The sequence below is a fragment of the Verrucomicrobiota bacterium genome (assembly GCA_037139415.1).
GTDB lineage: Bacteria > Verrucomicrobiota > Verrucomicrobiia > Limisphaerales > Fontisphaeraceae > JBAXGN01.
The window spans coordinates 1-12159 of the sequence record JBAXGN010000217.1 but is presented as its reverse complement, the minus strand read 5'-3'; the positions used below and the strand labels follow the sequence as shown (position 1 = coordinate 12159).

The window sequence follows — 12159 nt, the reverse complement described above, 5'->3', positions numbered from 1 at the left end:
AAAGTTACGCAATTTTTTGCGCGAACGCAACATTTATCTTTACGAAGTCAAACTAGTTTATCCTGCACCCGCTTCTCCCCCTGCTGGGCTGGCTGATTTTGCGGATCCAGAGCCTTGGCCTCCTGAAAATCGGATAACGCCTTGCGCAAAGAGTCCTGGGCATGCTTGCGTTCCCACTCATTGGCGTTAGCATTTTTCACCGCGTTGTCCGCCGTCTTTTCCTCCTGCCCGGCTTTCTGGTTGAATTTCTCGGCCAGTTGTTGCTCCGTCTGTTTGACGGCCTGCGCGTATTGCGGATTTTCCTTCTCCAGGTTTTGCGCCGTGCGCTGATGGTCGAGCGCCGCCTGCATTTTCTGAATCTGTTCCTCCAGTGCTTTATTTTGCGCCTCCTGCAATAATTGCTGGGCCAATCGAGCGTGCAGCCGCGCCAGCCTTAATTCCACCACCTTCAAGTTGTACTGAACGGTTTTATCCTTGGGATGGGTCACCAAAACAATCCGGTAGGCTTCACGACTTTGCTCCCAAAGTTGCCGGGCCGACTGGGGATCGCTGCTTTCCACCGGTTCGCCTTTGCGGAAAGAGACATTCCCGATTTGTTCCCAAACCCGGTCGCGCAATTTTTCAGGCAATTCACGGCTCGCGAGTTTTTGCCAGATCTGATCCGCCTGCCCGTAGTCTTTGGCGGCATAGGCCGCGACTCCCAAATTATAGACCAACCAAGGATCACCAGGGGTTTGCGCCTGAAGTTGTTTCAATGTCTCGGCGGCTTTTTGCGGTTGGTTGGCTTGCAACAATTTACGCGCGTCACCGAGATCCGCAAACGTTGTGAACGCAGCCAAAGCCAGACCGGAGAGCGCCAGTGACGGCACCGCCCGACCCCGCCTGCTCCAAGTCATGAGAGCATAAAATATGACACCGACCTTCACAAAATGATACCCGGATACGACCGCTCAACCGCCAGCCGACCCAACTTTGTAGCCGTCGAGGTAAGGAGACGGACCATTCCGAACTCCGAATTCGCGAAGCCATCCTTACCTCGGTCTGTCTGTGCGGAGCACGCAGACAGGCGGCTACGTGGTGCTGCTTATTTCTCCACCCGTTTGGATTTGCCCTCGCCCCCCCCTTTTTTGCCACCCGCGAAAAGAACGACGCCGGTCAGAAACCCGATGGCAAAAAAGGCGTAGTACATCAAGGCGGAGGGCAGCTTAAGCGTTTGCGGCAGCAGCGGCGGCAGATCAAATGGCACGGTGCTGCGGTTATGCATGCCCATCAATACCAGAAACGACAGCACCGCGATCACGAACACGGCTTTTAAAAGTATCTTTACCATAAAAAATAATTCGGTGAACTTTGGACACCCGCCAGCGATTCGTCAATGAAGTTCCAATGGCATTTTTTTCAATTTTACCCGCAACTTTACCGCTGGAAGCGTGTATAACTACAGGAAACAGAATGGCTTTTACACCAGTCAAAGACCTGCTGGCTAATGCGTTGCAGTCGGAACCGAAGCAATTGAACGAGTGGCGCAAAGCATGGCAGGTGGCAACGGAAAGCGGCTCGACCGAGACGCTGTTCGCATTTTGCTGCCGTGAACGGGGTGTTTCCGAGGAATCATTCCTCCAAAATCTCAGCCACACGCTCAAATGGCCGTTCTTGGACTTAACCACCTTGACCATCCCCACCGAGGCGCGCAACAAGATTTCCACCAAGGTGGCTTTTCAATATACCGTGCTGCCCACCGCGTACGACAACGGTGCCTTGCAGGTCTGTGTCAGCAACCCCTTCGATGGCGCCATGTTGAGCGCGGTACAATTTGATGCCCGCGGACCGGTTACCATGGCCCTGGCCCCACGCCAGGAAATCGAAAAAGCCTTGAAAAAATATTACGGCGTCGGCGCGGACACGCTGAATCAGATGGAAGAGGACAACGACGACGATTTCGAGCTGGCCGCCGACAAGGAAATCACCGAGGATGATCAAGAGGCAAGCGTCATCAAGTTCGTCAATCAGATCATCTGGGAAGCATTCAAAGATCGCTCGACAGATATTCATTTTGAACCGGCCGAAGACGAACTGCGCATCCGTTATCGCATTGACGGCATTCTGCACCAAACCCCCATGCCGCCGCAGTTGAAAAAGTTCCAGGCGGCCATCATCTCGCGCATCAAGGTCATGTCCGGCATGAACATTGCCGAAAAACGCCTGCCGCAGGACGGTCGCATCAACGTGCGGATCAAGGGCGAGGAACTGGACATCCGCGTTTCAACCGTGCCCACCGTTTATGGTGAAAGCGTCTCCCTGCGCTTGTTGACGCGCGGCAAGATTTTCCTGAGCCTCGAGAAGCTGGGGTTTGCCCCCCACGAGGAAGCGGCCCTCCGCGAAATCATCATCAAGCCGCACGGCATTCTCCTGGTGACCGGCCCCACCGGTTCGGGCAAATCCACCTCGTTATACGCCTTCCTGAGTTCCATCAATTCGGTGACCAAACGCATCATTACCATTGAGGAACCGGTGGAATACGAACTCAAAGGCATTAACCAGATTGCGGTGCGCTCGGACATCGGGCTCACGTTCGCCATGGGCTTGCGCCACATTCTGCGCCAGGACCCTAACGTGATCATGGTCGGCGAAATTCGCGACCTCGAGACAGCGGAAATTGCTATTCGCGCGGCGCTGACCGGGCACTTGGTGTTCTCGACCCTGCACACCAATGATGCTCCCAGCGCGTTTACGCGTTTGATTGACATGGGCATTGAGCCATTCCTGGTGGCCTCTTCCGTGGAAGCGGTATTGGCACAACGGTTGGTTCGTACCATTTGCCCGCATTGCAAGACCGAGCAAAAGGTCAGTCGGGAATATCTGGACAAAGTTCAGTTCCCGAAGGAATACATCGAGACGGCCAAGTTTTATCGCGGGACGGGTTGTGATCAATGCCGCCAACTGGGATATCAGGGACGCATGGGTATTTATGAGTTACTGCTGGTCACCGAAGCCCTCCGCCCGTTGATCATGAGCCGCGCCCCCGCCTCGACGATCGCGCAAAAAGCCCTGGAAATCGGCATGCGCACCCTGCGCACCGACGGTTGGAACAAAGTCATGGCGGGTCAAACCACCATTGAAGAAGTGATGCGTGTCACCCAGACGGAAGAGCATCTGAACCTGGTGGAAGACGCCAGCACCAAGAAGTAATAACCATGGCGCGCTGGCAATCATGCAATGTGTTGAAAACGGCGGGAACGCGCCAGTTGTGGCAGTTCACACCCGAGCGCGAACATTTCCGCCTGGAGCGGGAGTATGCCCCCGCTGCGGAAGACACACTGCCCGCCAAGGTCATTGCGCAAACCTGGTCCTCCCTGTGGCAGAAAAAGCTGAATGTCGGCTGGTTGCCGCCCGGTTCCGTGTTTTTGCAGGTGGCGCATTTCCCGGCCAGTGAGACCTCCGAATTGATTTCGATGGTCGAGTTTCAATTGGAGAAACTTTCCCCGCTGCCGACCAACCAGATCGTCTGGAGCATGGAACTTCTGCCGACCACCGCCGACGGCCAGCAAACGGTCGTGGTGTTGATCGCCGCACGGGACCAAGTGGAAAATTATCTCGGCCAATTGGAAGGGCAGAGTTTCGTTGCCGACCAATTGGAAGTGCCGATGCTGGATCAAATGCTGGCCACAGAAATCAAGGGCGACGGCGTGTGGGTGTACGCGCCGCAAGAGGGCGTGAATACGGCGTGGCTCGCCGCGTGGTGGTATGGCGGCTGTTTGCGGCACCTCGGGCTGATCCAATTGCCAGAGGGAAGTGACTGCGAAAAAGCGCTTAAAGAGCAGTTACAGCAAATGGCGTGGGCGGGGGAACTGGACGGCTGGCTGACCGCTCCGCCACGTTGGCATCTGGTTGCGGACACCGTCCACGCCTCCATGTTCGGCTCGGTCTTCCGGGAACTCTCCGGCGAAGAACCGCTCGTCATCACCCCGCATCCAGCCGCGCAAGTCGCGGCACTGACTGCGAAACGCCTGGCCCAACCAAACCGGCCACCAGGGCTGCTACCGCCCGAGGTTGCCGATCGTTACCGCGCTTCATTCGTGGATCGTTTGTGGTTGAGCGGGATTATTTCCGTGATCATGGTCTATTTGTTCCTGACCCTGATTTATTTTGGCTGGCTCGAGGTGCTTAAATTGCAGTCAACCCAGGCGGAGGGGCGCGTCGCCAGCCTGAGTTCCACGTACACCAACGCCCTGCAATTAAAGGCGCAAATCCAGATTTTACAGGACCAGCAGAGTTTCAAATATGCCGCGCTTGAATGCTGGGAAGCCACCGCCCGCAACCTGCCGGAGGGACTCACCCTCACGGGACTTTCCATGAACCGCGAGCGTTCCCTGATGCTGTTTGGCACCGCGTCGCAAGACCTGAGCAGCAAAGTGACGGACTTTAACAGCGCGATGAAAAAGACGGATTTGAATGGTCAACCGCTGTTCACCACAGTCAAGGCTCCCACCATGAACGGCATGAGCGGCCAAATCAAATGGAGCTTTGACTGCACCTTAAACCGCCTGGAAAAAGAATGATTTCCATCTTCGACAAATTAAACCTGCGCCCGCAGGAACGCCGCCTGGTCATGGCGGCCACCGTGGTGCTGTTTGTCGTGCTCAATGCCTGGCTGGTGGTTCCGCATTTTGGTGAATGGCAGCAGTTGCTGACCAAGATCAAAACCGCGAAAGATACCGCCAAAATATTTGAAACGGAAATTGCCAAGACCGACGGCTACAAGGTAAAACTGGAAAACTTGCAATCCGAGGCGCAATTTGTAGTGGCCGACGAACGGGATCTAGCTCTGGTGCAAACCATCCAGACGGCGGCGGCCAGCGCCAATGTCTTTGTCCAGCGCGTCACCCCTGCCGGCGGCGGACCGATCCCCAATAATCCGTTTTTTGAAGAGCAACGGGTGACCCTGAACGCCGTCGCCACTGATGCCGAACTGGTGGACTTTCTCAAACGCCTTGGCTCGGGTAACTCCTTGATCCGGGTGCGCGATCTGGACTTGAAATTAGACTCCACCGGCCAGAAGTTATTGGCCAACCTGACCATCGTCGGTAATTACCAAAAGAAGCCGGTGGCCAAACCCGGCACTCCCCAGAAAGGCAATCCGCAACCCGGTGAACGCCCGGCGTCCGGCAAAAAAAACACATGAAAAATCTGTGTCCATTATTAATTCAGCGCGCGGATATATCCGCCCCGCGTAGCCGCCAAGGCAACGCAACGGACCAATCCGCAATCCGCAATCCGCAATCCGCAATCTCCGGCTTCCGCCTGCTTAGCCTGCTGCTGCCTGTCATCCTGGCTTTGCTTGAGCCCTTGGCCACGGCGCAAACTCCACCGCCCATGCCGCCCCTGCCATCTCCCCGCTCGCGCAGCATGATGCTAACCAACCGCCCCGGCATGACCCCGGCCATGCCATCCATGCCCGCCATGCCAATGATTCCGACTCTGCCATCGCGGGCACCTGCCGCGCCAGCACCGGGTGGCGGTCCAGGAGGACTAGGCGGCGCAGGTACCGGCCCCGCCATGAACGCGGCGGAAAAAGCTGCCTTGGTAGGCGCCAAAGATGACGATTTGATGCCCGCCGGCACCATTGACCTCAAAGCAGCGGAATTGTCCGCCGTATTGGAAGTCTATGCCGATCTGGTGCAACGCACCATCATCCGTCCCAACGCCCTGCCTGCCACGCCCATCACCGTACGCACCCAGACCCCGTTGACCCGCTCGGAAATCATCCGCTTGCTTGAAGCAGTGATGATGATGAATCAAATCACCCTCATCAACGTGGGTGATAAATTCGTCAAAGTCATACCCCAAGCCCAAGCCTTCACAGAAGCCAAGCCATTAAGCGACTCCAGCGAGATATCCGATATGCCAGATCTTGGAGGGTTTGTCACCATCGTGAGGCAGATGACCAATGCCAAGCCGTCGGAAGTCGTTGCGGCTATCCAGCCTTTCGCCAAAATGACGGGCGGTGTGACCCCGATTGACACCAGCGGCGTGCTGGTCATTCGCGATTACGCCGATAACGTAAAGCGCATGTTGGAAATGCTCGATAAAATTGATATATCCATTCCGATGGAAATTACCCCGGTGGTCATTCCCATTAAATATGCGCTGGCGTCGGATATGGCCCAAGTGCTGGGCAGCCTGACCTCGGGAGGCGGGGTTACTTCGACCGGCAGTAGCGGCAGCAGCCAGCGACGCGGTCTGAGCAGTGGTTCCTCCAGCGGTTTTGGAAATCGCCAGACAGGTATGGGCGGTGCGGGTGGTATGGGCGGCTACCCAGGCCAACCCGGCTACCAGCCCGGCATGAATACAATGGGATCGGGTATGAACACCGCCCAACCAGCCAACCCCGGCGCGGCGCAGTCCTCCTTTGCCGACCGCCTGCGCAGCATCGTGAACAAGGTGGGCGGCTCGGGTGACTTCCAGATCTTGGGCACTACCAAGATCATCGCGGACGAGCGCTCCAACTCGCTGCTGGTTTTTGCCAACCGACAAGACATGGACATGATCACCAACATCATTGGCAAGTTGGACATCGTGCAAGCCCAAGTGCTGATTGAGGCCTTGATTGTCGAGGTGAGCCTGGATGATAACAGCAACTTCGGCGTCAGCTACTTGCAACAACACCAAGGAAAAGGCAGTGTGTCTGCACTGAGCGCTGTAAATGGTGGAATCAACCCGCTCACGATCGCTAACATGGCCTCCGCCGTAGGTACTAACGGCGGTTCATTGGCCGGTGGTTTTTCCTATTTTATGCAAAGCCACGATCTGGACGTGGCCGCCACCGCTGTGGCTAATGACTCACGGTCACGCATCATCTCACGTCCGCGTATTCAAACCTCCCATGCCGTCCAAGCCGACATTTTTAGTGGTGAAACCCGGCCCTACCCCACTGGCAGTTCTTATGGTGGCGCCTATGGCGGCTATAGTTCGATTCAACAGTTGCAGATCGGCATTCGCCTATCCGTGCTGCCCTTGATCAATCCCGATGGGTTGGTGGTGATGGAAATCCAACAAAGCATTCAAAGCGCGGAAGGAACCGTGACGATCGCCAACGTGGGAGATGTGCCGGTGACCAAGGACAGCCAGGCGAATGCCAAGGTCGCCATTCGTGATGGTCAAACAGTGATGCTGGGGGGCTTCATTAAAGCAAGTTCGTCTGATGGCCATTCCGGTGTTCCCTTCCTCAAGGACATTCCCGGTTTGGGTGTATTGTTTCGTAGCCAATCCAAAACAGCAGCTCGCAGTGAACTAATCGTCTTTATCCGTCCAACCGTATTGCCGACCCCAGACTTGGCCGCCGCTCTGGCGGAGAGGGAACGCAAATCCTCGTCCGGAGCCAGCGAGGCAGAAATGGAGTACAAGGACGACGAGAAGAAAATGTTGGACGACCGGGAAAAACGCCAGGAAGCCAGGGATAAGTTGAAACAAAAGGAAGATGCCCGCAAGGCTAAGAAGCGAGCCAAAGATATGGAACTTAACGCGAATGAGATTTCGCCGTCACCCGACGCAGGCACCAATACAGTCCCGGCCAAGCCCTGACCCACCTGCGATTACCTGAAAAACAGACTAGCCAAACGTCCGGTTTTGGCGGATTTTATCCGTCCGATGACGAACACTGATTTAAGTTTTACGGGAACGTACACGGCAATCGTGACCCCGTTCAAGAACGGCAGCCTGGATGAAGCGGCGCTCGAACGCCTGATCAAGGCCCAGGTGAAGGCCGGTGTGGATGGTATTGTGCCGGTTGGCACCACCGGGGAATCCCCCACGCTGGATTATGATGAGCACCTGCGGGTCATTGAGTTGGCCGTCAAGTTTACCAACGGGAATATCAAAGTCCTCGCGGGCACCGGTGCGAATTCCACGAAAGAAGCCATCTTTTTGACGCAACGCGCCGAGCAATTGGGCGCGGACGGCTCCCTCCAGGTTGCGCCGTATTACAATAAGCCGACGCAGGAGGGGCTATTTCAACATTTTCATGCCATCGCCCGAGCCACCAAGCTGCCCTTGGTGCTCTATAGTGTCCCGAGCCGGTGCGGCATTGAAATCGGTGTGGACACCGTCCACCGCCTGGCGCACGACTGCATCAATATCGTCGGCATCAAGGAAGCTGGCGGCAATGCCGACCGCATCAGCCAATTGCGCCACGTTTTGGGCGCAGAGTTCACCATTCTCAGCGGCGATGACTCGCTCACCCTGCCGTTCATGGCGGTGGGAGCACAAGGCGTGATCAGCGTCGCCTCGAACGTCATCCCCGCGGAAGTGGCGCGCATGGTAGACGCCTTTGCCCGGGGCAAGGTGGACCTGGCCCGCAAACTCCACGCCAAATATTATCCGCTCTACAAGGATTTGTTCATCGAGAGCAACCCGGTACCCATCAAAGCCGCGCTGGCCATGATGGGGCAGATCGAAGAGGAATACCGGTTGCCTTTGGTCGCCTTGAGTGCCAAAAGCCGCGAAACCTTGCGCGCCACCCTGGTTGACTGTGGCGTGCTGGCGCGGTGAACTTTCTTAAACCTTAAAATCAAACTCATGACCCGCGTCATTATCAACGGTTCCAAAGGCCGCATGGGCCAGGCATTGCTCGCCTGCGCCGCTCGAATCCCGGAAATCAAAGTTGCCGCCGGCATTGATATGGGTGATGACCTGCGCACCGTGATTGCCCAAAGCGATGTCGTCATTGACTTCAGCTTTCACCAAGCCACCGCCGGGGTCGCCCGGCTTTGCGCCGAACACAAAAAAGCCCTCGTCATTGGCACCACCGGACATTCCGAGGCGGATACCGCGAGCATCCGCAACCTGTCCGCCACCGTGCCGATGGTGTGGGCCTCCAACTACTCCACCGGCGTCAACGCCCTGTTCTGGCTGACCCGCAAGGCGGCGGAAATCCTCGGGCCTTCCTTCGATCTCGAAGTGGTCGAGATGCATCATCGCCTGAAGAAGGACGCCCCCAGCGGCACCGCGCGATCCCTCGCGGAAATTCTCGCCGACGTGCGGCAACAGCAGCTAAATGAGGTCGTGCGCCATGGCCGGCAAGGCATTGTTGGAGAAAGAACCAGCACAGAGATTGGTATGCACGCGATTCGCGGTGGCGATGTGGTGGGCGATCACACCGTCATCTTCGCGGCCATGGGCGAACGCGTCGAACTCACCCACAAAGCCTCCAGCCGGGAAACCTTTGCCAACGGCGCCCTGCGCGCCGCCGAATGGGTCGTGCGCCAAACACCGGGTATCTACACCATGCAGGATGTCCTGGGCTTGAAATAACCGCCGGCACGCGACTGGCGACTGGCGGCTAGCCGCTCCATGATCCGCGCTCCCCACGACCTCCCGAAAACCTCGCATCATGCTCACTTTTTGTTTGGAGTCCCGGCTTTAGCCGGTCTGCAACCTCTGGAAATATCTCTCCCCATGCCTACGGTCATCATCGCGCTCGGCTCCAACCTGGGAGATTCCCCCGCCCTGCTCCGTCAGGCGGTGGTGCGTCTGCAACCATTTTCCCGCCAGTCCTTGCGGGTATCCTCTTTCTGGGAAACCGAACCGATGGATTGCCCACCCGGTTCGCCAACGTTCCTCAACGCCGTCGCGCTATTGGACACCTTGCCGGAAGAAACCCCGGAAACCCTCTTGGAAAAGCTGTTGACGTTGGAAAAAGAATTCGGACGCCGCCCCAAGCAAATCCTCAACGAACCGCGCCCGCTCGATCTGGACCTGATTGCCTTCGGCCAGGAAACCCGGCACTCGCCTCGCCTGACCCTCCCACATCCACGTGCCCATCAACGCCGCTTTGTCCTGGGTCCGCTCAACGAAATCGCGCCGGACTTGGTCCTGCCCGGCCAATCCGATACTGTGGCCGCCTTGCTGGCATCGCTTGCCAGACCATCCTCACCATAAGTTTTGTGCATCATTGGTAGTCTCAACCAACTGATCCACGGACGCGACCACCATCCCAGCCAACCTGAACTCTTTTTGCAAAAGAGAGTCAGGCTGGAATGGCGCTTGGTAGTGAGGCGTTAGCGCTCGCCGGAAGTAGCGGTTTTCAGCCGTCCAAGATATTGGTTTGCCGTGATATATAGCACGTTACCACCATTACCCCAGGAGCAATTGGCAGTCGCTTCCCCGGTATTAATGACCCCCAGCAGTTTGCCCTGCGAGGAAATCACCAGCACCCCACCAGGCCCCGTCGCAAACAGATTGCCTTTTCGGTCCACTTTCAAACCTTCTGGCAACCCTTTCTTGCCGCTCTTGACAAGTTCGTTGGCGTCAAAAAAGACGCGGCCTTTATCCAAAGAGCCATCGCGCTGAATGGCGAACGCCATAATCACGGCGTTGGTTGGGTCCGAGTTGGCGACGTACAACGTCTTTTGGTCGGGTGAAAAAACCAACCCTGTTGGACGGCTCATTTCCTTGCAGAGCAACTTGATTTCACCCTTTTTGGTGCAGCAATAGATGCCTGAGAACGGCATTTCGCCGTTGGCATCCGCCAACTCGCGTTTCTCGAGCCCTTCAGGGGGATCGGTAAAATACATGTCACCATTGGATTTAAAAACCGCCTCACAGGGACTGTTGAATCTGCGCTGGCGATAATACTCGGCCAGCGGCACCAGACGTCCATCGCTTTCCATGCGAACAATGCGGCGATCTCCCTGCTGGCAAATAACCAGCGAACCGGAGGTATCACGCGTCAAGCCGCTGGAACCAAGTTCCCCCTCGCGTTTGGCGCTGCCAGTGTAGCCACTGTGCGCTTGAAATACGGTGACCGGCACCCCTTCTTCATACTCGTAAATGACATTTTCCTGCACATCAGAAAACAGCAGCCGTCCCCCCATCCACACCGCCCCCTCCAACGCTTTGAAACCATCCGCCAGCTTTTCGATCACCGCTTGACGTGGGATCAATTTATCCAGCGCAGGATCCAGGCGTTCAATCGTGCCAATCGTTGCGACGGTGGGGACCTTGGGCTTTTTAGGCGGTTCCACCTTCTTAACCGGCGGGGTTTTGACCACATTTTTCACCGACTTTGTGGATGAACTGCCCGGTGAAGCATCTTTTTTCAAAGTGCCCAGCGGGGGAATTTTGGCAACTTGTGTTTGGGCGGCTTTGGCTTTTTTTTCCGCCTCGGCTCTGGCTTTGATTTCCCGGGCAGCTTTCTCCGCATCAGCCTTGACCTGTTTTTCCGCGTCGGCTTTCGCTTTGCTTTCCGCCGCGAGCTGCGCTTGTTTCTCCACGGCGATTTTATGCCGCGCCAGTTCAGCATCCGCCCGCACCTTTTTCTCGGTTTCAAGTTTCAGCACCCGGTCCGCCTCGATTTTGGCTTTAATCTCGACCGCCGCCGCTTCCTTTTGCTGGCGATCCGCCTCGGCCTTTAACCAAGCATCTTCCTGTGCGGCACTGGCCGTGCGACGAGCCTTCAATTCCCGCTCCACCAACTCGTTAACGCGTGAGTCAATACGGTTTAGGCGGTCGGCTTCCGCCTTGGCGGCGGCTTCTTTTTGAGCGCGTTTCTTGGCCTGTTCTTCGGCTTTGACAGCGGCTTCTGCGTCCGCTTTGGCTTTGCGCTGCGCTTCGGCCTGAAGTCGTTTTTCCGTCTTGATTTTTTCCGCATTGGCCAACTCTGCGGCTTGGCGGGCTTTTAGCTCGGCCGCCGCTTGTGCAACCGCCGCTTCCCGCGCGCGCTTTGCCGCCAATACCTCAGCCTGTTGGGCTGCCAGAGCCTTGGCCTTTTCTTCCTCCCGGACTTGCCGTTCAAATTCGATGCGGCGTTTCGTCAGTTCCCGGGCTTCCTTTTCCGCCTCGGCTTGGACCACTCGTTGCGCCTCGGCCTGTTCCCGCGCGGTTTCCCGCGCTTTCTTATCGGCCTGCGCCTGGGTGTCACCTGTGTTTTGATCAGGCGCATTGGCAGCCATAACGAGCAACCCCGCCACAAGCGCCAACGCGATGAACAACCGCTTGAACATATTCTCAGTCATATATGTAAAGGCCCATACTTTGGGCGGAAACCCGTCCGGGTCAAGGCAAAACCAAAGCAAATTCACAAACCGCAAAAATTAGTGAGCCGCATAGTTTGACTGGTCGCCATGTTTGACTGGTCGCCATGTTTGACTGGTCGCCATGTTT

General features: G+C 56.6%; 10 protein-coding genes. 7 read left to right on the top strand and 3 right to left on the bottom strand.

Annotated elements, in window-relative coordinates:
• Nucleotides 1–47 precede the first annotated feature (47 nt).
• Together WCO56_25810 and WCO56_25805 are read right to left on the bottom strand one after the other, a co-directional pair.
• Nucleotides 48–896, bottom strand: coding sequence for a tetratricopeptide repeat protein (locus WCO56_25810; protein MEI7733015.1), 849 nt, complete (start codon nt 894–896; stop codon nt 48–50).
• Nucleotides 897–1084: 188 nt separating this feature from the next.
• Entirely contained in the window at nt 1085–1330 is a 246-nt protein-coding gene (locus tag WCO56_25805) for a hypothetical protein (GenBank protein ID MEI7733014.1), read from the bottom strand.
• A gap of 122 nt (nt 1331–1452) precedes the next feature.
• Here WCO56_25805 and WCO56_25800 point away from each other — a divergent pair, with 122 nt between their 5' ends.
• The 7 genes from WCO56_25800 to folK all read left to right on the top strand — a co-directional run bounded on the left by WCO56_25800 (nt 1453) and on the right by folK (nt 9936).
• Entirely contained in the window at nt 1453–3189 is a 1737-nt protein-coding gene (locus tag WCO56_25800; protein ID MEI7733013.1) for an ATPase, T2SS/T4P/T4SS family, read from the top strand.
• A 29-nt stretch (nt 3190–3218) separates the two neighbouring features.
• Nucleotides 3219–4559, top strand: a complete 1341-nt coding sequence (locus tag WCO56_25795) for a hypothetical protein (protein MEI7733012.1) — start codon at nt 3219–3221, stop codon at nt 4557–4559.
• Complete coding sequence (locus WCO56_25790) at nt 4556–5182, top strand: hypothetical protein (protein MEI7733011.1); 627 nt, start codon at nt 4556–4558, stop codon at nt 5180–5182. Before WCO56_25795 ends, WCO56_25790 begins: the two co-directional genes overlap by 4 nt.
• On the top strand, nt 5179–7581 hold the full coding sequence (locus WCO56_25785) for a secretin N-terminal domain-containing protein (protein MEI7733010.1): 2403 nt from the start codon (nt 5179–5181) through the stop codon (nt 7579–7581). The genes WCO56_25790 and WCO56_25785 overlap by 4 nt, the downstream gene beginning before the upstream one ends.
• Nucleotides 7582–7647: 66 nt before the next feature.
• Nucleotides 7648–8547, top strand: a complete 900-nt coding sequence (dapA, locus tag WCO56_25780; protein ID MEI7733009.1) for a 4-hydroxy-tetrahydrodipicolinate synthase — start codon at nt 7648–7650, stop codon at nt 8545–8547.
• Between the two features lie 27 nt (nt 8548–8574).
• The gene (dapB, locus tag WCO56_25775) at nt 8575–9309 is read left to right on the top strand and encodes a 4-hydroxy-tetrahydrodipicolinate reductase (protein MEI7733008.1); all 735 of its coding nucleotides are present in this window, start codon (nt 8575–8577) and stop codon (nt 9307–9309) included.
• Nucleotides 9310–9453: 144 nt separating this feature from the next.
• A complete protein-coding gene (folK, locus tag WCO56_25770; GenBank protein MEI7733007.1) occupies nt 9454–9936 on the top strand; it encodes a 2-amino-4-hydroxy-6-hydroxymethyldihydropteridine diphosphokinase in 483 nt (160 codons plus the stop codon).
• 119 nt (nt 9937–10055) lie between these two features.
• On the opposite strand, the gene WCO56_25765 is transcribed toward folK, so the two are convergent.
• A complete protein-coding gene (locus tag WCO56_25765; protein ID MEI7733006.1) occupies nt 10056–12011 on the bottom strand; it encodes an SMP-30/gluconolactonase/LRE family protein in 1956 nt (651 codons plus the stop codon).
• Between the last annotated feature and the right edge of the window lie 148 nt (nt 12012–12159).